Consider the following 23,001-nt stretch of genomic DNA (forward strand, 5'->3'; position numbering starts at 1 on the left):
TTGTTGCCTTTATTCTGATGTTAACAGTGATTGAAATCGAGCATGCTTCTGTATAGGCATATTGCTTTTTACTGATTGAGTGACACGATGATCGATATCCTCGTGTAAAGCACCGACTTCACTACTAAGTTGTTGTGTTATCTTACCCCAAGGGGAGATTATCATGGAATGTCCCCATGTTTCTCTGCCACAGGGATGTCGACCAGTTTGAGCACTAGCGATAAACCAACACTGGCTTTCAATCGCCCTTGCTCTTAATAATACTTCCCAATGAGCATCACCAGTTGTCGCGGTAAACGCCGCTGGTAAAGAAATAATCTGTGCTCCATTCGATACAAGCTCAGAAAATAAATGTGGAAACCGTATATCATAACAGATGGCAAGCCCAAGCTTTCCGACTGGCGTATCCACCACAACCACTTGGTTGCCTGGCTGAAAGATCTCAGACTCTCGGTAGCGCCCATGTTTGTCCTCTACGTCGGCATCGAACATATGCAGCTTATCGTAATGAGCGACAAGTTCTCCCGTACTATTGATGACTAAGCATGTTGTACTTATATTTTTACCTCGGATGATTGGCATACTGCCAATCACAATCCACAATGTATAACGCTTAGCCATTGCCGATAATTGATCTTGAATAATGCCAGAACCTAGTATCTCAGCATGGTGTTGATAATCTTCTTTTGAACCAAATACTATGCAATTTTCAGGAGTAAGTACTAGTTTAACGCCCTCCTTAGCCAGTTGCTTAAGTTGGATATCGATAAACGCTAGATTTTTTAATGGTTCTGACCCAGATGTCATCTGAACTACACCAACACTATTCATCTATTTACCTTCCTTACTCTTTGTATTCGGTAGCGTATATGCTCCTTTACTTCGAGACAGCTCTTTTACTTCAGGGGAATCTAGAGAACCGACAACTTGATAACGTATCTTGGTAAATACATCCACAACAGGAGAAATCACCGTCGAAATTGCAAATACAACAATAGCCGTTTGAGGAGCAACAGCAAAAGCGGTCAATACGGGAATACCCGAGGTTAAATCAGGTGTGAATTCAACTTCTGCATCAACGCGGTTTGCGTTCAGGTCAGCCATACCACGTATCGTCATTTCACCTGCAGTAGCGTCCATTTCAATATTATTGGTAACAAATATTCCTTTCTCCATTTTACCTGAACCGGTAATGCTATTGAACGCTAAACCATTATCGAATACATCGGTAAAATCGAGCTGCATCTTTCTAATAATAGAATCTAAACTGAACATTCCTAGTAATTTCGCCGCTCCATTTACATCGGATATTATCCCTTTGCCCAACTTCGCATTCATCTCTCCATTAAGCGTATCGACTTGTAATGACCATGGAGCTCCCAACCAAGACAGCTGTGATGACATTTCGAAAGGCGCTTTTTGTATGCCTGAGCTAATGCCAAACCTGTCCATTAACTCTGTATTATTTTCACCTTCCATAACCAGAGCCATACTGGACTGGCTATTGTTTTTATTCAGTTCCCACCAACCGTTCGCTTTAATATGGTTAGTCCCACTGTTGATATCAATATTTTTCCAATTTAAACGCTCTCCCTGCCGCTGAAGATCAACGTTTACCGTTCCAACTTTATAACCTTGCAACCAAAAATCTTTTATATTTAACGTTAGATTCGGCATTAACCGATGGAAGCTTCGGTCAAACTCGCTGATAAGCGGATGTTCAGTATCCGTCTGATAAACGGGGTTTATAGAAGACTCATCGTCCCAGAAGGGGGCGTATATATGTAGTCTTTCAAGCGCCACTGTCAAATCATAAGGCTCAAGATAGTTTGCTTGCCCTTTTGCTTCAGAACTGTCCACGTTAAAAATCCAAGACAGATTCTTTTTCCGCGCACTAAAATTAACCTTATGCCAATCAAGAGAGGCAAACGTAAGATTGTCTGCTGATATGTTTACCCTTAAAGGCATAGGAATTGCGGGGGTGTTCATCTTGCTTAAACGCGACTTTTGGGTCGTTGTTTCTTGCTCATTTGCCAGAGACAACCAATCATCTAAGTTAAAATCTGAGGTTCTTATCACCAAATCATGGCCCACAACTGGGCTGACTTTAAACCCACCTTTACCGACAAGTAGGTTTGTTGCTTCTAGTACAGGTTTAGAGCCCGTGATGTCGATCTCAGCTTGGTATTTAACATTAGGCAGTTGCAAACGAGCTGAAATCATTTCTTGATTTCCCGACGCTTGCATCTGCAACTTGCTTTTTTTTCCTAGGGTTTTGGCTAATGGAAGTGGGTATTGACTTGATATATATTCCAAGTTGGCAGACGTTCCGATTTGATAGGTAAAACCGACGTCATTAAGCTGAAGATCTATATCCATATTCCATGGTGCATGCCCTTGCACTTTATCCGTCCAAACATTGCCAATGTAAGGCGCTAGTGGTTCTATCTCCCAGTCCCCTAAAATATCAATACCAACAGAATATGACGACTCTAAGTTTTCCCCTTTAAAATCCAATGAAATTGGCTGCTTGAGTAACTTTGCCGATAACCCTGATGCTTGGACTATATCATTATCAAAATTTATGCGACCTTTCGCCTGTTCTAACTCCATTGGTGGTGATTCAATATTAATGTGATTACCCACTAAGTCTGCATATCCCCAAGCTCGGGATTCACGCTTGGTATCAAATGGGATATTCAATTGGAACTCAGAGGTAATATCGCCCTTAACTCGAATGGCAGTCAAAGCCGCACCGACAGAATTAACTAATGGTGTCGCCATCATGTAATCACGCACCGCAGGTCCCTTACCAGACGCTTTCGCTTTTATTTCAATTGCGCCATTAGGGCCTAGGTACGCTATCTGACCAGTCACTCTCTCCGCTTTCACATCGTTTAATGTTGCAGAGCGCGAATCCAAATACATGGATTCATTTTCAAACAGCAAATTCAGCTGCATATCGGTAATGGTTGGCCAACGTGTATCAAAGCTAAATTTAGTGTCATTCAAGCCAACCTCCGCTTGAAACACGCCATCGTTTTGCTGGTATGGAAACGTATTGAGTGGGCCATACCAGATGATCCTAGCGTTTTCCGCATTACCACCTTGTATCGCTGTTGAAAGGTAATCTGTTAAACCTTGCCCTAGAGCCCTTGTTGGCAGATAACGCCATGTTTCACCTGCGTTATACACATCAGCTTCAGCGTATAGCGCAAGAAACGCAGGTTGTTCGTTAGGAAAATCGATTCTGAAAGCGCCTTGAGCTTGAAGATCCGGCGTCGCAACGGTAATTTTGTCTGCCCATAATCGCCAACCATCGTCGTCTAACTCCCAGACCAGCGCTATTTCACCATTTTTAATTCGAAGTGGAGCCTGAAAAACATCCCCATAGGGAAGAACATCATCAACCAATGTGGCATAGGCTGATAGCTTTGTACCATTACCCGATACCTTGGCGTTTAGATCATGAACCTCTGGTAATAGATCCCATTGTTTAATACCTGCACCAGAAATCATTGCCGAATAGGAGATAGACTCGTTATTAGATTGAGACACACGTATATCTTCTATCAGTCCATGAGGGTCTAATCTGTCCAACCATTGACTAATGTTAGTAGAATCAGGTGCTAAGTGTGCGAGTGGCCTCAATGATGCTATCTCAATTTGAGAAGCATTAAGCGTCCACGTATCTGGTGTCCATTTAAAGGCGAGGTCGATGCTAGGCCAGTCATATTCATTGCTTCTCACACGAAGTGAATGACCACTGACTTGCCATCCATCGTTGTCGGTTAGAGGGACCAATTTAAATATGCCCTCTTCTATTTGCAGCAGGTGTTCACTTTCTTTTTTCCAAACTAATTCTGAAGGTAGAAGTTCAACATAGGCATCAACTGGTTGGTTACTTTCAACAGTAAACCAGCTATTAAAATTGATTCGCCCGCTTTCAATTCCCGTCTGTTTTATCCATTCAGAGGTCAGCCAAGGTGTCACACGAATATTGTTAGCCTGAAGATAAAAATCGCCAGAAAGATCTCTTACGGAACCGTTATCTTTAAAATCCGCTTTTACGGCTAGGCTGTTGATCTGGCTTCCAACAACACTTATAGAACCTTCAAGTTTATGATTACTGCCTCTATTTCGCCATTTTAGTTGCTCAATATCCAAAGCACGTTGGTTACCATCATAGGTTTGGTAAACGATCTTAGAATCAAGTAAATTGAAGTCTTTCAGTTGGCGAAAAAACAATCTTTCAATCTGTTCCACCACCGTTAGGCTTTGGCTCTCTATTTCGCTGGTTGTTGGCTTTTCGTCATCGGTTTGAAAGAAATTAATGCTACTGATATCAAGATGAAGCTCTTTAACATTCAAAGAGGCAACTTTGGGCTCAAGTGTCATAATGGATTGGATTAGATCGAACTCCAGCTCCACTGTGTTGATATCAAAAGTAATCCCCTCTTTAGAGATACCTTCAACAGCAAGTTCTTTAAGAGATATTGAGGGATGGGTATTTCGCCAATATCCCTTTACTTCTCCGATAGTAAAAGGAATGCCGGTAATGTCACCGACTAATTGTGAAATCTCGGCTTTATAATTATCGAGTCTTGGTAGGGAAACGCGCAACGCAGTAACAGCAATGGCCAAAGAAACCATGACTGTTACAATTATCCACATTACTAATCGCCCGCTTCGGGCAGCAAATGAAGTCACAAATACTCCATTACATCATAACGACGTCGAACTGTTCCTGAATATAAAGATGTTCAACCTGAATTTTGACCTGTTTACCAATAAAGACTTCCAGTTCAGCTAGAGCATGTGACTCTTCACCTTCTAGCGTTTCCGCTACTGCCGGTGATGCATAAACCACGAACTTATCTGCTTCATAAGCGCGGTTAACACGTGTTATTTCACGTAATACTTCATAACATACTGTCTCTACGGTTTTTACCGAACCACGGCCTTCACACGTAGGGCATTTGGAACAAAGGACATGCTCAATGCTTTCTCTGGTTCGCTTTCTGGTCATTTCAACCAGTCCCAAACTTGTGAAACCATTAATATTTGTTTTCACTCTATCAACGGCCAGCGCTTGTTCTAGCGACGTCGCAACTCGAGAACGGTGATCTTCAGCCATCATATCGATAAAATCGATAATTATAATACCACCTAAATTTCTTAATCTTAATTGACGAGCGATAGCTTGCGTTGCTTCAATGTTAGTATTGAATATGGTTTCTTCAAGGTTTCTACGGCCAACAAATGCACCGGTATTAATGTCGACGGTAGTCATTGCTTCCGTTTGGTCAATGATCAGATAGCCACCAGATTTTAACTCAACTTTACGGTCTAAAGAGCGTTGAATCTCATTCTCTGCATCGAACATATCGAAAATGGGCTTGTCACCTTCATAAAGTTCTAACTTAACCGTAAGCTCGGGAACAAATTCAGAAGTGAACTCTTTTAGCGTTTCAAATACCAATCTAGAGTCGACCTGAATTCTCGCTAATTCTGTGCCTACAAAATCACGTAAAATACGCTGAGCTAAACCTAATTCACCATATAACGTAGATCTTGTTTTATATTTTGCTCTTCTTTCACCCACTTTTTTCCAAAGTCGTTTTAGAAAAATAGCATCCTGAGCAAGTTCTTTTTCATCGGCACCCTCAGCGGCTGTTCGAATAATAAAGCCACCATCTTCATCGCAATATTCGGCAACGGTTCTTTTTAGACGATCTCTTTCTTCTTCACTATCAATTCGCTGAGAAACCCCAACATGACTTGCGCCAGGCATAAAGACAAGATATCGAGAAGGGAGGGTAATGTCAGTCGTAAGCCTAGCACCTTTGGTACCTAGAGGGTCCTTGACAACCTGAACCACAATATCTTGCCCTTGACGAACCAACTCCGAAATATCTCGAACTTGAAACTGCTTCTTCTCATTTTCAGCGACACATTCCGTATGAGGAACAATATCGGAGGCATGTAAAAAAGCCGCTTTTTCTAAACCTATATCCACAAAAGCAGCCTGCATTCCCGGTAAAACCCGAGATACACGACCTTTATAGATATTTCCAACGATTCCACGGCGTGCTTCTCGCTCGATATGGACTTCTTGAAGGATACCACCTTCAATCATTGCTACCCTTGTTTCACTTGGGGTAACGTTTATCAACAACTCTGCACTCATGAGAGTACCTCATTAAGCTTATAAAAATTCTTGCAAGAGCTGATCGGTTTCAAATAGAGGCAAACCTACTACTGCGTAGTAGCTTCCTTCAATACGTGAGACAAATCGCCCACCTAAACCTTGTATACCATAACTACCAGCTTTATCGCACGGTTCGCCTGATTGCCAATACTGGCTTATTTCTTCTTCATTCAGAGGCTTAAACCATACATCTGTTGTCACCAACTTAGATAGAAATTTATCTCTATTGATTACACAAATCGCCGTTAAAACTTGATGTCGTTGTCCAGATAACGCTTGTAGCATTCTTCTGGAGTCTTGAAAATCAACGGGTTTTTCCAGTACTCTATCTTGTAATACCACGACCGTATCCGAACCCAATACTGTTGCATTTGGGTTGGCCATCGCAAACCCTTTCACGGATTTCTCGTAAGCAAGTCTCAACACATAGTCAGAGGGAGATTCGTCTACACCCTTGCATTCAACTACATCCGGCTTAACGATGCTAAAACGATAACCCGCCTGTTGCAAAAGCTCTTTTCTTCGCGGAGAACCCGATGCCAAATAGAGATCCATCTTATCGCCTATCAATGTTTATTGTTTTAACTATCCATCGCTATTATCTAATATGCCAATGGCGTCGGACTCTTCTTAGTAACATAAATAGCCAAGGCCAAAGGATACAGTTAATTAATCCAGCCCATAGTGACATAGGATTAAAAACAACATCTTGGATAAGAAATTCCCCACCAAACTCCCATAGCTTTGCTAAAACACTTATCGCGCCAATAAATATTGCCTGTTGCCAAAGCGCCATATTACGAATCACTAAGAAATTTGCGGCGACCAAAAATACAGTAAATGACATAACAATGCCACGGATACCTAAGGTTGAACCGAGTAACAGATCCCAGGTTAAACCTAGAACAAGCCCAGTACCTACATTAACTCTATGCGGCAGAGCAAGCACCCAATAACAAGTAACGAGAAGTAACCAAGATGGTCTGAAAAGATCTAGGCCACCAGGCCAAGGAATGGTTTGTAATATTAGAGCGATCAAAAATGTCGCCCAAACGACTAATCTTCCACGAAAGATGCTATTGGCCATTCGAGTCTCCACTTAGTTCTTGGCTCTCTTCTGACTCAATTTCACCATCGGACGAAATAGCTTGTTGCTGCCTATTTTCATTCGGCCAAATGAGCAACAAATATCTTAATCGGTCAAATTCTACAACCGGATTCGCCTCAATTTGCGCGAACTGACGGCTATTATCATTGTCGACCTTTGATACATATCCAACCGGGTACCCTTCTGGGTATAACCCACCGAGCCCAGAGGTCACCAATAAGTCACCAACTTGAATATCAGTACTAAGCGAAATATGTTCTAGTTGAATCGACTCAATATCACCACTACCAGCAGCGATGACTCTCAGATCATTGCGAACGACTTGAACAGGAATTGAATTATTTGAATCGACAAGAAGAAGTACTCTAGAATTATGCGCGGCAACAAAGGTTACCTGACCGACAATACCATTTTCATTTATAACTGGTTGCCCAACATATACACCATCTGTATGACCTTTATCGATCACAACTTGATGCCGATAGGGTGATGAATCGACAGCCATTACCTCTGTAACGACCTTCTTTTCATCACGAATAAATGGAGAGCCTAATAGCTCACGTAGACGTTTATTTTCTTCTTGGTACTGTTTTAATAAACTCAAATCACTTTTCAGTAACAATACTTCTCTTTTTAATGAGGAATTACTTACGATAAGTTCCTGACGAGAATTTAGTCGCTCATATAACCCATCAAACATAGTTCGAGGTAAATTTGCGGCATATTGAATAGGAGCAACAACACTATTGAGGATATAACGAACACTTGAAAAAGCGTCAAGACGACTATCAGCCAGCATTAAGCTAGCTGATAGAGATATTGCGAAAAATAGGCGCAACTGCAGAGAAGGTCCTCTGCCGAAAATTGGTTTCATTCCATTTCACCCACTCGTACTGGATAAATGGAATTACTCTTCACTGAAGAGATCGCCTCCATGCATATCGATCATTTCTAATGCTTTACCTCCACCACGAGCAACACAAGTAAGTGGGTCTTCAGCAATAACAACAGGTATACCTGTCTCTTCCATCAAGAGACGGTCGATATCTTTCAATAACGCACCACCACCTGTTAACACCATGCCATTTTCAGAGATATCAGCGGCCAACTCTGGTGGACACTGCTCAAGAGCAACCATAACAGCAGAAACAATCCCTGTTAATGGCTCTTGCAACGCTTCTAAAATCTCGTTTGAATTAAGCGTAAAGCTACGAGGTACACCTTCAGCGAGGTTACGACCACGAACTTCAATTTCAGCTACGTCATCGCCAGGGTAAGCTGAACCGATACCGTGCTTAATCTTTTCTGCCGTTGCTTCACCAATCAAACTGCCGTAATTACGGCGCACGTAATTGATGATCGACTCATCAAAGCGGTCACCACCAATACGAACAGATGAAGAGTAAACAACATCATTCAAAGAGATAACAGCAACTTCCGTTGTTCCGCCACCAATATCGATGACCATAGAGCCCGTTGGTTCTGATACACGAAGCCCAGCACCAATCGCGGCTGCCATTGGTTCATCAATCAGATACACTTCACGAGCACCAGCACCGTGTGCGGACTCTTTAATAGCACGACGCTCGACTTGCGTTGAACCACAAGGTACACAAACCAAGACTCGAGGGCTCGGCTTTAGGAAACTATTATCATGCACTTGCTTGATAAAGTGCTGTAACATTTTCTCGGTTACATAGAAATCAGCAATTACACCATCTTTCATAGGACGAATAGCAGAAATCGAGCCCGGAGTACGGCCAAGCATCTGCTTTGCTTCGTGTCCTACTGCCGCAACGCTTTTCGCTGTTCCAGCGCGTTTTTGGCTAATAGCAACTACTGATGGTTCATCAAGAACAATACCTTGTCCTTTAACATAAATTAGAGTGTTTGCGGTACCTAGATCAATTGATAGGTCATTTGAAAACATACCACGAAGTTTCTTAAACATATTCTTCGCTCATTTGCATAATATTAGAAGACAAAATTGCACTAAATGTACCAATGCACGGCCATTACAGCAAGGCATTGCTACACAAACATGGGGTTAATCTCGCTTTTTCTTACAACCTTCTGACAAAACCCCGATTTTTCTACCCTTTATTGGCCTGTAAATCGGTTTTCACCTCTGAAGATGACTCTGTCATTTCCTCGATAAATACCAAATGTGACGATCGCGGATGGATCTTCCTCCTCTTCGGCTGGATCATTCCAGAAATATTGTAACCAAGGTTGGTCAACGTAGTTGCTACTGCAACTCACATCACTGTCCGAGGTTTTATTGCTACCTTGGCGCAACCATATTTTAAACTGCTCACGTCGACTGGTTCCCTGTTTTGCGAACAATTTGGTATATTGCCCCTCAGAGACTGAGCCTTCATTTGTTGACGGCGTTGTATTTAGTTCTAATGACACATTAGTGTTGCTGCCCACCTCTGACCAAATAGATTGCCTGCAATTCTCATCAGAATTAAGTTCGCTTCCGCTATCGTCTTTATTTACTACAAATTGATCTCCATCCCAATATTCTACTTTTAAAGGAATCGAGATGTTTGTACCTTGATTGCCACCAACGTCACTGAGCACCATACGGCCATATCTAAAGTCAGGTCGAATTGAAAAACGCTGGCCTGATAACTCACCATCTAGATTAGAATCAAAATCTAAAGACTCAAAATCCACACCGTCAATTTTGCTTGAGATTAATCCAAATTTAGAATTATTGCTTTTAAATGGTCCGTCCAATGTCGAGCCATTTTTTACCACAATAAAATCACTCATTCCAACCATTATTTGGCCCGTATTATTCCCCCAATTTGAAGGTATCCATTCAAGATCTCTTGGTAAGATACGAGTAGACTCAATGTTAACCCAATTATCACTTTCATTATTATTTGGGATGTTGGCTGTGGCTTTATAGGTAACCGTGACAATATTATCGTCAGTAAATAGACCGTAGTTAGTGGTGATTAACGCGTTCCCACCGCTGTCATCTTGGCTGCTTTCGGCTTGGACAATGAAACTATGTCCTATATTCTGCCCCATATACGCAAAATCATTATGCCCATCGGCGTAATCCCACAGAGTGTCGCTGTCTTCAATGATCGTCAGGTGATGAGGGTAAAAACGACCAATTTCTCTAGTTCCTGTATCGATGACCATATCTAAATAACGACTTGAATTACTATTACTTATGTCATCAATATCAGCCGATATCATTAAGCTACCGACCTCATTCCAATAAAGATTATTAAAGAGATAAAATGGTGCCTCGACAGTGCCGCTGTTGTCTGTGTGTAACTTACTCTCACCTGAACTAACGATATCACCTTGATCATTTTTAACAATCATAGCTGAACCTGTCCCTACAACGCCACTTGATGGACTTTGCTTTTCCCCTCGAAGATAAACAGTTACAGATTCTGCGTCATTGACAAAAAAATTGGTTGTTCTATTTGCATTGCACTTCTCTTCGGCTCCCGCTTTATCCATATAAACGATAGGCATGACCTTAAGAGAAAAAACGTCGCCTGCTGCGTTATAAGCCGCCCCTCCACTAGAAGTTCCCCCCATGACTGACCCATTTTCATCACAAATCGCAAAGGTCCAAGGTCTTGCATGAATTTCAAAAGCACCACTTAACTTACCGTTCCCATCAATAGGGCAACCATCAAGCCCAGAACAATCAAAGTTCGGATCCGAAATCTGGATCAGCGACTTACCTGACTCCCAATAAGTAATATCAATTTCTGCAACCCCAGCATCAAAGTCTATTGGTGTTCCAGTGCCAGATTCATTACTAAGATCGAGATTGCCTAATTTCCCATTTAGAGGAGAGAGTAGAGAATGTATGAACGGAACAGATTTTCTATCGTAATTATCAACCGCGATTTTGCTCCCGTCATCACATGCAAGTACCTTAATTGAAAGCTGTTGGCTTTTTCCTGCCACTACTTTTTGTATATCTGCATCAAAACTGAAAGGAACAAACTGATAGAGGCCACTTTCTGAATCGACATCAGAATAATTAACCAAATTTGCAATTACCTCTACTGCACCAGAATTAACCTTTGTTAGGTATAGGGTCAACACACCATTATCTATCTGGAAACGACCAGAACTCACCCCAGAAGTAACATTATCTGTGGAGAGTAGCCCACCATTGCTCGCTGTCGCGTAAAGCTCACCAGAAAAACTATTGGCCAAACCGTTTTGATCTCGGACTTCAAATCGCAATACTTGGGTATCACATACGAGAGTGTAGTCAATAGTTGGTTCAAGAACGAGTTGGTATTCGGTCGGTGTCGAGCCATCAAAACAGCTGCTGTTGCCTATTATTTTTGCGCCAGCTTGACTTAAAGACAGTCGTTTCGCCGTCGCTGCGCCTTCTAAAACTGAGTTCTCTAATAGCAGTGTTCGAGCAAGAATTTTGGCTTTTAATTGACTGCCATTACTCACTTTAATGTTCATCGCTGCATTAGGACCAAGTATTGCTACATCATCAGGGAGTCCAGTTTGAATGACATCAATGGGATTATTAAAGGACATATCCGTACGTATGTATATCTTTGTATCCGCTCCTGTTTTTATTGTATTTCCGGCAGTATTGATTCGAAAATAGTCAAACGTATAATTCCCATCACTAGAAAATACGGTTGTAACAGGAAAGTCATTTACCTCATATTTTCGAATTCTAAAATCATCTTTAGCAGGAAAAACTATCGTGAATGTCTCTTTATTCAAGTTGGTAATGTTTAAATTGTCCATTCCTTTTAAGATTTGAATGGTTATATTTTGACCACTTTTATCATAACTACAATATTCGCTACCAGCTTCACAAACTCTTTTATAACTATTACTATTATTACCGTTATGCCCCTCAATAGTCAGGTTGCCACTTGGAAAGGTATTGCTTATTTCAAGGTCAACCTCAACTTTGTTCACACTATCAAGTCCGCTGACACAATACCCCGCATCACAGCTATAACTCGTTGAGTATGATAAATCAGACACTTCATCAAACGCCGTATTTACATAGTATTTATTGTCATTCGAGTTTTGGTACACGTAGGTCGCTGGCCAACCGCTAATGTGATAATCATCGTTTTTAGGGTTAGTCATCATTAAGCGATCGTCGGTATTAGGGGCCGTTCCTTTTGCATACCAAGATTGAGCTGGTGCAGGGAAATATTGGCAAGTGCCGATTTCAGGCATCTCTTGATAAAAAGCAAAATAACCTACTTGTTCAGAAACATGAGCTCGAGCTCGCGAGTTATTCGTATCCTCGTCTATAGCAAAACTCGCCTGATTACCATTGATATCGCAGCGACGAAGCCATCCACCATCACTGCCCGCTCTCGTTTGTTTGTTTGCCACTATTCCCGTCAGGGTACCTACTGGTGTGGTTGTATAATCAATACAACTATCTGCTATTGGCGCCCTTGAATTACTTCTAAGCGTATCTAGGGTAGAACTCGCGTTATTAAAAGCGACTGAATATGAGTCGATAGTTCCCTGAAATTCTTCGGTGGCGAGAAAGGCGATTTTTTCTGAGTTGTAAGTGTAATTCGAAACGGACGAACGCGATAATTCGAGGCCTAAATTCACATTCGTTCGACCTATATTTTCGATGGCGGTGGTTATCCACTTATCGTCATTATTTCTGCTTTGAACCTGACCTAAGACTACCGGTGTCGACGAAAAACCTGAAAAGCTTGGAATTTGAGAGAAGGCGACGTTTGTTGTACTAACTGAAGAGCTTGTACTTACGCTGCTGATATCCGCATAATCTGCATAGACCTTATTCCCATCAAAATACGCGACACCTGGTTCGATAACGAGGAAGCTTATTGAGGTCATCGCAGTAGAATTAGAGCCATTGAATGATGGTGGGACCTCTTGAATGATACTTGCCCCAGTTTTAGTCACCGAGGTAACCGATAATGTAGCGGGAGCATCCGAATCCCCCATATTTGGATCAATCGTTGGCATAACAAACACAAGCGGCACAATATCGAATGTCATGTCAAAACTAATATTACAGCTACCACCATTACAACTTGCTACTCCAAATTCAAATACAGCATCATCGCTATACTGCCGACCAAAACTAGGCAGTGAATCTTCACAACTAAAACTCGCGGTATCATATATTTCCCCAACGACATCTATATTGCCATTTTTTATAACTCTTGTACTGCTGTCTAGCGGCGCTCCCCAGTTGTTGGTATTCGTTGATTTACGATAATAATTTAATTGATTCGTTGCCGCATTATATGAAATAGCAGCGTTATATTGCTCCTGAAATGTACCCGCGTTTCGATACAAATCAGTATCGTACATTTCTGCCGTCTCTCCAGACGAACGAGGCTGACTTGTACTTAGTACCCAAAAATCTTCATGGTTACCGGGTTGTTGTATTTCTACACCTTGCTCATAGAAAGCCCCATACAGATCAAAATAAATAGTAAAATCAGACTGACCTTTTACTGAGCAGCTCGCACTATTCGCAGGTCCAGGGTCAAACCCCCAAGTAACAGATGAGAATAAAAACAAAGATATCGCAAGATAGAACTTCATATTCATTGCTCCACCGCCCTAAGCCAAACTTCTTGCTCACGCTGTACTTGAAAAATAGAGCCAGAACTGCAAATAGCCACGGTCGTTACGCGGAAATACTTAAGGTCATCTGGCAGGGATGATTCTGGTGCCGTACAGGTCACCTGTGGCGTGGAACAAGGCAGTCCTTCTGCTAAGTCATTCCTCGCACTCGTGTTACCACTAATGGAACTACAGTTGGTTACAAGCTCTGAAAGGCTGCCATCACCCCCAATTGGGTAGAGCCGTGTTAGCGCCCATTCACTAGCCGAATTTGCTAAAAACCAAGCTTGGGTACCCAAGTTCTCTCTTGTTAACGTATCCTGATTCGACCATTTAATGCGTATTAAATTTGAGGCGAGCAAGCTCATCACGACGACAATAAATACCGCCATTATGATCATATTTCCATGTTGCTTTTTCGGTTTTGCACTGAACCTCTGTTTAGGGTACATTCAACACCTGCACATCATGTTTGTAGACACTCTCTTCACCATTATTATCAAATAATAAATCCATGTGCACTAAACCTCCCCTCTGAAGAGTCGGCTCTTTGTAATAAAACTGACTGTCTGCGAATCGCAGTCCATCACCCACCGTATTTTTACTGCCTGAACCCACGCTTTTTGTAATAACCCCAGTGCTAGCAATACAATAGGACACCTGATTAGAATAGGTATAGTAACGATTGGCGATCGAGTGGCTATCGAAATTGTCATTTACTTGATACGCATAGACCCCTGCACTTAAGGCAACCTCAGTACAGGTCGTAATATTGGTATCGCGACAGCCCGCTAAAGAGATTGAACGACTATTATCGCTGAGATCATTGGGTTGACTAGGGTTAATCGTAAGTCGATCCCCACTCGCTCCACTTATGCGTTTCCCTTGATTATCAACAACGAACTGAAGCGTTCGATCGACCTCATTTCGTGAATAAAAACCCGCATTGTTAATAGGATAAAAGGTTAAACACTTATCACCTTGTGAATCGTTCATAACATTAAAACTATTGGGCACAGCATGACGAATTTCTCTCGCCAATTTTTCTATTACAAATCGAGCCTGATTTTGAATTCTCTGCCTATCAATGCTATCCGCATAACCTCTGGACCCCATTTCTATCACTGAACCAGCACCAATAAAGATGATGCCCATAATAATAATAGTCATCACCATTTCAATAAGAGTAAAACCGTTAACTCTCATTAATAGTTTCCTCTGTGGGCAATAAAATCGTACGAACCATAACTGCCCGTCACAATCTCTACTCTCACTTTCTTAAACTGGCTTGAACCACCGATAGTATCCTTTTCAACGGTCACATTAGCGGCGAAATTTGGATACTCATTACTAATAGAATTGCCTAAGACATCACTTAAGCTGCCAACTTTACTCTCTGTACAATGCGCTTTACTGGCCTCATTGGTGTACCAACATCCAATATAATCATCCACGTCATTGAAATTTTCCGGTTGGCGAGTCGTGCCATCAAACTCATCAGTACCCGCATCTGGACCTAAAGTCGTTGAACAAAGAACAAGTACTCCGTTCGAATCATTTTCACCGCAACGAATCAACCCCCCGTCAGGGTCACTATTATGATCATACCCTCGGGCCAAAATTTCTGTTGTTAGACTGTTGGCCAACGCAGAGGCACGGACTTCGTAATGTGAGCGAGCAGAGTCTTCTATCTGTGGGAATAGAAACGAGGTCAATGACACCATCGCAATACCGATAATAACGATAGCAACGATACTCTCTATCAGAGTAAACCCAGCTGATTTTATAGCGAAACGATTAGCAGCCATTTACATACCCTACGCTACTAATACAAACACCGACCGTTTTCGTAGGGCTTTTTATATCAATTCTTACATTACTTGGTGTCGGTTCACCTAATAGGTCAAAGTCCACCGTCATCGCCGGATCAAAAGTTATCTCTTCAGGTAATACTAGGTTATTACTGCGTGAACTATCAGTGGCACTGCAACTGGCTACAGAACCTAAACAATCACTTGTGATGGATAAACGGTATTCTGATGAAAGGGAGTCGGAAGCATCAATATTGGATTGCATACGACCCAACTGGATCTGGCGTATGATCGATATGGCTTGTTCTTGAGCGGCGTAAGGAGAAAAACTGGAGGAACCAATATAGCGGCTAGCTGCATAGACGGAAAGTATGCTAAGAAGGAGAATAACAACGACTAATTCAACAAGGGTAAAGCCGTTGTGACTATCTGAGGTCGACTTCATAGATACCACACTTAAAGGTCAATGCTAAGTATAAAATATGTTGTTAATAATAAGGCCAGCAACGTTTACTGACCTTATATTTAAGATAACACATCACATCGTCACATTATTTACAATCAGTCACGTTAACATTTACTGTTGGTGTGTTGCCACTTTGAGTTGGTTCTATGTATTCAACATAACATTTTGTAATCCCTGCATATGCCGTAATTGAGTCAGAAGCAAAAGTTACTCGGTATTTTGTGCTGGCAGCTTCGCTAGCTCCGTCCATATAACCTGACCAGTCAGCAGCATTATCCAACCCTGTAACCGCCTTCGTTAAAGTTCCCGCGGTTGGATAACCAAATGCTGTATTGATAGTAGTCGAACCTTCAGTAATAGACGCCTTTGCGTCACCTTTTGCTAACGACTCAATACCATCAATGGCGGACTTACCAAATACAATACCACCAGCACCATTAATTGCGCCCGATAGACCTTGAATAGAGGAAACACGCGCATCTTCTTGCAAGTTTAAAAATCTCGGCGCGGCTGTAACAGCCAGAATACCCAGAATAACAATAACCACTACCAATTCGATTAGGGTAAAACCACCTTGTCTCTTCATAACTTAATCTCTCTAAATGAAATGTAACAAGCTCAGAACAACTGAACACTTGAATTTACTAATGAATGTCTACATTGCTGTCACTATAGGTAATAGCCAAGCAACAATACTTATCAATAGCGATATTTAAAGTAAACATCGCCATGTTAACGGTTAGTTGGTTAGGTTCACCAATACACGACCTGTTGTTATGTCGTACTCAAAATTATGATTAGTCGAGCCTTCCAACTGAGTATAAGTGCAGGTGCCACTGTTGGTTGCCGCAGCAGAGTACCTTGCATCCGCATCCGAGGTATCATTTTCAACCACGGTTGGTGGGTTTTGAAGCAGGTTTTCCATCAACTCTAAACAAATCGCGTTTGTTGCGCCTGTTGCACCCGAGTTCGCCGTACTTGAGACAGCCAGTGGATAACCGTCGCGAAAGCCACTGTTATTCGATGAGTCGGTAAGAATAAAGTCGACGCCGTCGTAATCGACAACATTAACATTATTAACCTGCGGCCTAGATTCTGCTTCCCATTGAGCTCGAGCAGAAAGCACCGCCGTTGCAAATCCGCCTGCAACCCCTTCAATACTCGCTTTTTTTGCTTCGTCAGTGATGTCCAAAAACTTTGGCAATGCCGCCACGGCTAATAATCCGACCACAACAATGACAATGACCAATTCAACCAAAGAAAAACCAGTCTGTTTTTTCATACTGTCTTCTACCTTTTTTTCTGGAGCGCATTCTATCTGCATAATTTATGTACTTGGTTAATTTTGCGTCAACTAATTCATTTAATTGATGTATCAATATTAATAGATAATTTTTTATCTATAATTTTCAATATTATAACATCGTGTCCTGTATAACTATAACTACAAATATAGTCATTTTTAATATTATTACTTTTTATGCTGTCTAGAGGATGCCCAAACACCTCTTTACCTTCATTTAACAACAAAAGCCAATAGCCACAATCAATGACACCTTTTTTTATCGGTAAGGGCCAACCTTCTGAATTAAATTGAATTTCTTTTTTATCTACTATCATCGTTTCTGGCCGTTTTTGAATCAACCAGTTCTCTTTATAGAAATTTGCTTTATTCAGCATTCTTTTTGCAGCAACCGCATACGCGGTTTCCATCGTTGTAACCTGTAGCTTATTCCCTATGGATAGAACGGATAGCGTCAATATGGATATCAATAATAGCCATACTGCAAATCGAGGTGACACCGACGGAATCACAATGGCTATCCTTTTCCCTGTATCGCGTCTAGCATCCCCCACATTGGCAGGAATATCCCCAACGCTAAGATCAATACAATACCGGCTACAAACACCAACAATATAGGTTCAATTCTCGCGGTTAATGTTTTGAGATCATAGTCAACTTCTCGATCATAAAAATCGGCCACTTCTAATAATAGCTCATCAATACGACCCGTCTCTTCACCTACGGAGATCATTTGAATAACTAATGGGGTAAAAATACCACTTTTGATGGCGGTATTTGAAACCGTCCCCCCCGCTTCTATTGAACTTTTCATTGCCAATAGCCGCAATTCAAGGAATCGATTTCCCATCGCTTCTGCTGATAGCGCAATGGATTGGTTCAGTGGCACGCCTGATTTCAACATGAGAGCAAACGTTCGTGAAAATCTCGCCATTTGAGCCCGGGTGACAATGCTGCCTACTATGGGCATTTTTAGTCTAAAACCATCCCATTTCTCTCTGCCGCTAGGGCTTGATGTCCATGTTTTAAATGCAAATAAAGCGCCAAATATACCGGCAATAATTGCCCCCCAATATGAGACAACAAAATTGGACGTGCCAATTAATATTCGTGTCGGTAATGGTAGGTCAACACCAAATCGACTAAACATACTGGCAAACTGAGGAATGACAAAGTAGTTCAAGATACCGAGCGCAAGCGTAACAAAGACGATGACGAAAGTAGGATATCGCATTGCACTTTTTATTCGCTTTCTCGTTTCCAGCTCCTGTTCATAGTAATTACTTAACTGAAGCAATACCTCATCCAACCGCCCCGTATTTTCGCCCACGCTAATCATAGAAACAAACAAAGAACTAAATACGTTGCTATGCATTCCCATTGACGCCGAGAGATTTCGCCCGTTAGTCAGTTCGGATACTACGTCTTCTAACGCTTTTTTAAGCTGTTTATTATCTGTATTAGAGGCCAATCCATTGATAGATCGTAGCAATGGAACGCCAGCTTTCGTCAGGCTATACATTTGACGACAAAATATAACCAGCACTTCTAACGGAATCGATGGCGTGAACAGTTTAGCAAGATCAAAATTGGCGATTCCTTCACTAGACGAACGACCAATAGTAATAGAGGTAGGAATAACACCTCTATTCATCAAGGTGTCGGCAGCCAGCTCTTCAGTGGGGGCTTCTACATCCCCTACCACCTGTTTGCCATCTGAACTTCGTCCTTGATATCGATAATTTGGCATGGATTATTTCTGACTCCGCATATTAGGGTCTGTTGACCTTTCGTGATTATAAATAGATAGGATCTTTATTGCCGGAAGCGTCACCTTCACCAAGGCCTAATACTTCATTCACACTCACTACACCTTGCAGAGCCAACTCCATTGCAGAAGTAAGCAAAGGTTTATACCCGGGTGCTTTTCTCGCTTTTTTTGCAAATCCAACGGTGTCATCTGCACGAAGGGCGTCCATCATATCCTCTCCAAACTCTAACAGTTCAAATACACCAATACGGCCTTTGTAGCCCGTCAGATTACAGTTTTGACATCCACGTCCTTTCGAGAAGGAAGCGTGTAACTGATTAGGAAATCGGCTCTCTATCCAGATCTTCTGTGCGGTATCTAGTTCTGCCTTCGTACTACAATCTGGGCAGATCTTTCTAATTAATCGTTGAGCGAGCACCGCTCTTACGGAACTTGCGACAAGATAACCTGGCGCCCCCATATCGATCATCCTAAGAGCGCTATCCACAGCATCATTCGTATGCAAAGTACTCAAAACTAAGTGCCCAGTTAATGCGGCACGTAACCCAATTTCAACCGTCTCTTGATCTCGCATCTCACCCACAAGGATAATATCGGGATCTTGGCGTAAAAACGTCCGCAGAACGGTTGAGAAATCTAGATTGATTTTTGGGTTAACTTGAACCTGATTCACCCTTGGCAGTCGATATTCAACGGGGTCTTCAGCCGTGATTATCTTCTTAGACGCGTCGTTTAATTCTGACAGTGCACCATACAATGTTGTTGTTTTCCCGGACCCTGTCGGGCCAGTGACCAATATCATGCCGTGTGGACGCTTGAGCTGATGCCTAAACCTTTCGAGAAGGTCTTTTGGTAATCCTGATTCTTCTAGCTTCCGAACCCCTGTTGTTTGATCCAAAAGACGCATGACAACCGACTCACCATGTTGAACGGGCATAGTAGACATACGTATATCAATGGAATGACCTTTAGAGCGAATATTAAACCGACCATCTTGAGGCAGCCTTTTTTCCGATATATCTAAATTTGCCATCAGTTTTAATCGAAGGACCAAGGCTGAGGCGATATTAACTTCATTCAATAATGTTTCATGCAAAATACCATCGATTCGTTGCCTTAAACGCAACACATTCGAATCCGGTTCGATATGGATATCAGAGGCACCTACTTGTACGGCGTCTTCAAACAGTGAGTTGATCAGTTTAACAACGGTTACCTCATCACTATCGGCACCTTCAGTCAGACCAAAATCAAACGAATCCGTCGTTTGATGCTCTGCCTGTAGCTGCTCAGCAAATGAAGCAATCTCTTTGGTTCGGCGATAATAGCGATCAAAGCCATCAACAAGTTGATGTTCCAATGAAATAACAAACTCTAACGTATACTGAGAAAGCCTTGTTAAGAGTGATTCTTGCGCAGGCAAATCAGCCGGGTCACTCATTGCAATTCGCAATGTATCTCCATTTTTCCCAATAACGAGAGCACGAAGTCGACGAGCATGAACCTCTGGTAGTAATTGAACCGCATCTATATCGATATCAGCACGACTGAGATCGATAACGGGTAACAACAATTGTTGAGAAAGAAATTCCAGCATCTGTGTTTCGGTTAAGAATCCCAGCTGAATAAGCGTATCGCCCAGTTTTCTACCGGTCTTCTTTTGAGCAAGTAGGGCCTGTTCAACAGCCTGCTCTGTGATAATGCCTTCTTCTACCAGCAAGTCACCGAGTCTTTTTCTTAGTTTAATTTGCACCAGACGCGTCCTCTAAATTAGTGAGAATGTTGAGGCGGTCTCGTATGAATGATTGAGTCTGTTTTGATACACCCACTCTTTCCGTTGCTTCTAGATATGACGCTTTCGCCTCTGGGTACATCATTTTCCTTTCTTGCTGAATAGCCAACCCTAACCACCACCGTGCATTATCTGGTTCTTTTTCTACTAACATTTGATAGGTTTCAAATGCGACAACTGAATTCTTAATTTGCTGAGCAAGCGCTGCACGCATTGCAAGATAATCAGTATCCACATTTTTCGGTAAATAGATTAGTGGACTCAGCGCAGCTTCAGGTTGGTTTTCCTTTACTAAGATCTTAGATAGAGCAATACGAAGTATCTGGCTGCCTTCATTTAGTTTAATTCCATGTTGTAGTAATTCGGCGGACTTGCGTAGATTTTTCTTGCCATAATAGAGCGCAGCCAGTCGCTTACGCGTTTCTTCATCTGATGACTGGTACCTCAGTGCGGTTTCAAATTCGCTAATGGCACCATCTAAATTATTACTATCAAGCTCTTTTTTTCCTCTTTCAATCGCATAATTAGCCAACTGCAGAGGGGTCAGTTCTACTTGTTCCACCGCCATGGTACCTGCGCCTAAAGCGCTCTCTTTTTCAACGGGTGTCATGGATGGCTTAATTGGGATATCTTTTTGCTTTGCTGGCGTCGATACCTGCGCGATTAAGACTGGTGACGGCACGGACTTTAACGAAGTAGAATCTATCGTACGATCACTGACTTTTCTTTTCTCAGTCCGTTCTGCTGGGGCGGATTTGGTGGTTTCTGTCGCTATTGATTCTACATAGACACTGATGTTTGCATTCTCGATTACCTTTGATGTTGGCGAAGAGTTCATCGATGTCACTATCGTTGGTTGGATTAATTGAGCATCCTGTGTCGGTATAGATAATGGTTCTGCTATTGGTGTGCTAATTGTTGTCATCTGTTGCGAAACGGCCCAACCACCAATACATAGGCTTAAAGTAAAGCCCCCTACCGCCCAAGCCAAATTATTCGCACTTTTCACTGCCGTAATTTCTGCTCTCACTATCTTTGATACTGTGTCGACATCTTTATTCGCGATGTCGGCTAGGGCGTTATTAATCACACTCATGTCTGTCTCCAACCCCATAATATCGGCGTTTTGTATTTTGGTTTGAGCGCATCATAGGTATCTTGAATTGCGTCGTATATAAATTGGTTTTTTATTATTTTTTCTTGATGTCCAAACGCTAGGATCAAACTTTTATGGCAAATCTGATTGATCAGTCTAGGTATACCTTTGCTTGCTTTCCATATCGCTTTTCTCTGATTTAAAGAGAAGAGTAACTTGTCTCCCCCACTCATCTCTATACGATATTGTATGTAAGCGCATGCCTCAGAAATGGTCAGTGGGCGTAACTTGGCACTAAAAGTAATTCGTTGTCTGAACTGTCGCATATGATTCGCTTCCAAACGCTCATCCAATTCTGGCTGACCAAACAAAACAATCTGTAAGAGTTTTTTGTCTTCTGTTTCTAAATTACCGAACAAACGCAGCGTTTCTAAAGCTTCATCACTCAATGCCTGTGCTTCATCGATCAAAGTGATCACCTGCTTTCCATGCAAAGAGAGTTCCAACAACTTATCTTGAATCGCATCAACCATCTGACCCGGTTCGACATGCCCAATACCTAACTCTTTCGCAATCGCAGAACGTAGACCATCTCCTGAAAGAACGGGGTTGGGCAGATAAACTAGCCCAACATTATTCGGGAGCTGATTGATTAGCATACGGCAAACCATGGTTTTTCCAGTCCCTACCTCGCCTGTAACCTTTATCACACCTTCACCCATTTTCACCGCAGATATAACCGTCTGGAGTGCTTCATAGTGTGGTGCTAGCCCTTGAAATAGCTCGGTCATTGGAGTCAATCCAAATGGCGTTTTTTCAAAGCCAAAAAAGGTTTGGTACATG

The 23,001-nt window shown here is 42.0% G+C and carries 19 protein-coding genes; all 19 read right to left on the minus strand.

Annotated features, from left to right (window positions below):
• Positions 1–9: 9 nt before the first annotated feature.
• The 19 genes from AACW90_RS07435 to AACW90_RS07525 all read right to left on the minus strand — a co-directional run bounded on the left by AACW90_RS07435 (position 10) and on the right by AACW90_RS07525 (position 23,000).
• Complete coding sequence (locus AACW90_RS07435) at positions 10–831, minus strand: carbon-nitrogen hydrolase family protein (protein ID WP_390232781.1); 822 nt, start codon at positions 829–831, stop codon at positions 10–12.
• Complete coding sequence (locus tag AACW90_RS07440; protein ID WP_390232783.1) at positions 832–4,710, minus strand: YhdP family protein; 3,879 nt, start codon at positions 4,708–4,710, stop codon at positions 832–834.
• Positions 4,711–4,720: 10 nt separating this feature from the next.
• Positions 4,721–6,190, minus strand: coding sequence for a ribonuclease G (gene rng, locus AACW90_RS07445; protein ID WP_390232785.1), 1,470 nt, complete (start codon positions 6,188–6,190; stop codon positions 4,721–4,723).
• A gap of 18 nt (positions 6,191–6,208) precedes the next feature.
• Positions 6,209–6,778 carry a Maf family protein gene (locus tag AACW90_RS07450; RefSeq protein ID WP_390232900.1) on the minus strand — a complete coding sequence of 190 codons (570 nt, stop codon included), beginning with the start codon at positions 6,776–6,778 and terminating at the stop codon, positions 6,209–6,211.
• Between the two features lie 31 nt (positions 6,779–6,809).
• Complete coding sequence (gene mreD / locus AACW90_RS07455) at positions 6,810–7,298, minus strand: rod shape-determining protein MreD (protein WP_390232787.1); 489 nt, start codon at positions 7,296–7,298, stop codon at positions 6,810–6,812.
• The gene (gene mreC / locus AACW90_RS07460; RefSeq protein WP_390232789.1) at positions 7,288–8,193 is read right to left on the minus strand and encodes a rod shape-determining protein MreC; all 906 of its coding nucleotides are present in this window, start codon (positions 8,191–8,193) and stop codon (positions 7,288–7,290) included. Before mreC ends, mreD begins: the two co-directional genes overlap by 11 nt.
• Positions 8,194–8,226: 33 nt before the next feature.
• The gene (locus AACW90_RS07465) at positions 8,227–9,270 is read right to left on the minus strand and encodes a rod shape-determining protein (RefSeq protein WP_195704466.1); all 1,044 of its coding nucleotides are present in this window, start codon (positions 9,268–9,270) and stop codon (positions 8,227–8,229) included.
• 149 nt (positions 9,271–9,419) lie between these two features.
• Positions 9,420–13,898, minus strand: coding sequence for a DUF6701 domain-containing protein (locus tag AACW90_RS07470; RefSeq protein ID WP_390232792.1), 4,479 nt, complete (start codon positions 13,896–13,898; stop codon positions 9,420–9,422).
• 2 nt (positions 13,899–13,900) lie between these two features.
• A complete protein-coding gene (locus AACW90_RS07475; RefSeq protein ID WP_390232794.1) occupies positions 13,901–14,311 on the minus strand; it encodes a hypothetical protein in 411 nt (136 codons plus the stop codon).
• Positions 14,312–14,360: 49 nt separating this feature from the next.
• The gene (locus AACW90_RS07480) at positions 14,361–15,125 is read right to left on the minus strand and encodes a PilW family protein (RefSeq protein WP_390232796.1); all 765 of its coding nucleotides are present in this window, start codon (positions 15,123–15,125) and stop codon (positions 14,361–14,363) included.
• Positions 15,125–15,727 (minus strand): type IV pilus modification PilV family protein, encoded by a 603-nt coding sequence (locus AACW90_RS07485; protein WP_390232798.1) that lies wholly within the window; start codon positions 15,725–15,727, stop codon positions 15,125–15,127. The genes AACW90_RS07480 and AACW90_RS07485 overlap by 1 nt, the downstream gene beginning before the upstream one ends.
• Positions 15,717–16,175 (minus strand): prepilin-type N-terminal cleavage/methylation domain-containing protein, encoded by a 459-nt coding sequence (locus AACW90_RS07490; RefSeq protein WP_390232800.1) that lies wholly within the window; start codon positions 16,173–16,175, stop codon positions 15,717–15,719. Before AACW90_RS07490 ends, AACW90_RS07485 begins: the two co-directional genes overlap by 11 nt.
• 106 nt (positions 16,176–16,281) lie before the next feature.
• Positions 16,282–16,782 carry a prepilin-type N-terminal cleavage/methylation domain-containing protein gene (locus AACW90_RS07495; protein WP_390232802.1) on the minus strand — a complete coding sequence of 167 codons (501 nt, stop codon included), beginning with the start codon at positions 16,780–16,782 and terminating at the stop codon, positions 16,282–16,284.
• 153 nt (positions 16,783–16,935) lie between these two features.
• Positions 16,936–17,520 (minus strand): prepilin-type N-terminal cleavage/methylation domain-containing protein, encoded by a 585-nt coding sequence (locus AACW90_RS07500; protein ID WP_390232804.1) that lies wholly within the window; start codon positions 17,518–17,520, stop codon positions 16,936–16,938.
• A gap of 35 nt (positions 17,521–17,555) precedes the next feature.
• The gene (locus AACW90_RS07505) at positions 17,556–17,909 is read right to left on the minus strand and encodes a hypothetical protein (protein ID WP_390232806.1); all 354 of its coding nucleotides are present in this window, start codon (positions 17,907–17,909) and stop codon (positions 17,556–17,558) included.
• Positions 17,910–18,016: 107 nt separating this feature from the next.
• The gene (locus AACW90_RS07510; protein WP_390232808.1) at positions 18,017–19,249 is read right to left on the minus strand and encodes a type II secretion system F family protein; all 1,233 of its coding nucleotides are present in this window, start codon (positions 19,247–19,249) and stop codon (positions 18,017–18,019) included.
• 46 nt (positions 19,250–19,295) lie between these two features.
• The gene (locus tag AACW90_RS07515; RefSeq protein ID WP_390232810.1) at positions 19,296–21,023 is read right to left on the minus strand and encodes a GspE/PulE family protein; all 1,728 of its coding nucleotides are present in this window, start codon (positions 21,021–21,023) and stop codon (positions 19,296–19,298) included.
• Positions 21,013–22,158: a tetratricopeptide repeat protein gene (locus AACW90_RS07520; RefSeq protein WP_390232812.1), complete on the minus strand. Its 1,146-nt coding sequence runs from the start codon at positions 22,156–22,158 to the stop codon at positions 21,013–21,015. Before AACW90_RS07520 ends, AACW90_RS07515 begins: the two co-directional genes overlap by 11 nt.
• Positions 22,155–23,000, minus strand: coding sequence for an ExeA family protein (locus AACW90_RS07525; protein ID WP_390232814.1), 846 nt, complete (start codon positions 22,998–23,000; stop codon positions 22,155–22,157). Before AACW90_RS07525 ends, AACW90_RS07520 begins: the two co-directional genes overlap by 4 nt.
• Position 23,001: the final 1 nt, after the last annotated feature.

The organism is Vibrio frigidus (assembly GCF_042465995.1).
Lineage (GTDB): Bacteria > Pseudomonadota > Gammaproteobacteria > Enterobacterales > Vibrionaceae > Vibrio.

Bases quoted from the DNA above. Each gene is read 5' to 3' on its own strand.
- AACW90_RS07435 (WP_390232781.1), bottom strand. From the start codon at position 831: ATGAATAGTGTTGGTGTAGTTCAGATGACATCTGGGTCAGAACCATTA.
- rng (WP_390232785.1), bottom strand. From the start codon at position 6,190: ATGAGTGCAGAGTTGTTGATAAACGTTACCCCAAGTGAAACAAGGGTA.
- mreD (WP_390232787.1), bottom strand. From the start codon at position 7,298: ATGGCCAATAGCATCTTTCGTGGAAGATTAGTCGTTTGGGCGACATTT.
- mreC (WP_390232789.1), bottom strand. From the start codon at position 8,193: ATGAAACCAATTTTCGGCAGAGGACCTTCTCTGCAGTTGCGCCTATTT.
- AACW90_RS07465 (WP_195704466.1), bottom strand. From the start codon at position 9,270: ATGTTTAAGAAACTTCGTGGTATGTTTTCAAATGACCTATCAATTGAT.
- AACW90_RS07470 (WP_390232792.1), bottom strand. From the start codon at position 13,898: ATGAAGTTCTATCTTGCGATATCTTTGTTTTTATTCTCATCTGTTACT.
- AACW90_RS07475 (WP_390232794.1), bottom strand. From the start codon at position 14,311: ATGGCGGTATTTATTGTCGTCGTGATGAGCTTGCTCGCCTCAAATTTA.
- AACW90_RS07480 (WP_390232796.1), bottom strand. From the start codon at position 15,125: ATGAGAGTTAACGGTTTTACTCTTATTGAAATGGTGATGACTATTATT.
- AACW90_RS07485 (WP_390232798.1), bottom strand. From the start codon at position 15,727: ATGGCTGCTAATCGTTTCGCTATAAAATCAGCTGGGTTTACTCTGATA.
- AACW90_RS07490 (WP_390232800.1), bottom strand. From the start codon at position 16,175: ATGAAGTCGACCTCAGATAGTCACAACGGCTTTACCCTTGTTGAATTA.
- AACW90_RS07495 (WP_390232802.1), bottom strand. From the start codon at position 16,782: ATGAAGAGACAAGGTGGTTTTACCCTAATCGAATTGGTAGTGGTTATT.
- AACW90_RS07500 (WP_390232804.1), bottom strand. From the start codon at position 17,520: ATGCAGATAGAATGCGCTCCAGAAAAAAAGGTAGAAGACAGTATGAAA.
- AACW90_RS07505 (WP_390232806.1), bottom strand. From the start codon at position 17,909: ATGGAAACCGCGTATGCGGTTGCTGCAAAAAGAATGCTGAATAAAGCA.
- AACW90_RS07510 (WP_390232808.1), bottom strand. From the start codon at position 19,249: ATGCCAAATTATCGATATCAAGGACGAAGTTCAGATGGCAAACAGGTG.
- AACW90_RS07520 (WP_390232812.1), bottom strand. From the start codon at position 22,158: ATGAGTGTGATTAATAACGCCCTAGCCGACATCGCGAATAAAGATGTC.
- AACW90_RS07525 (WP_390232814.1), bottom strand. From the start codon at position 23,000: ATGTACCAAACCTTTTTTGGCTTTGAAAAAACGCCATTTGGATTGACT.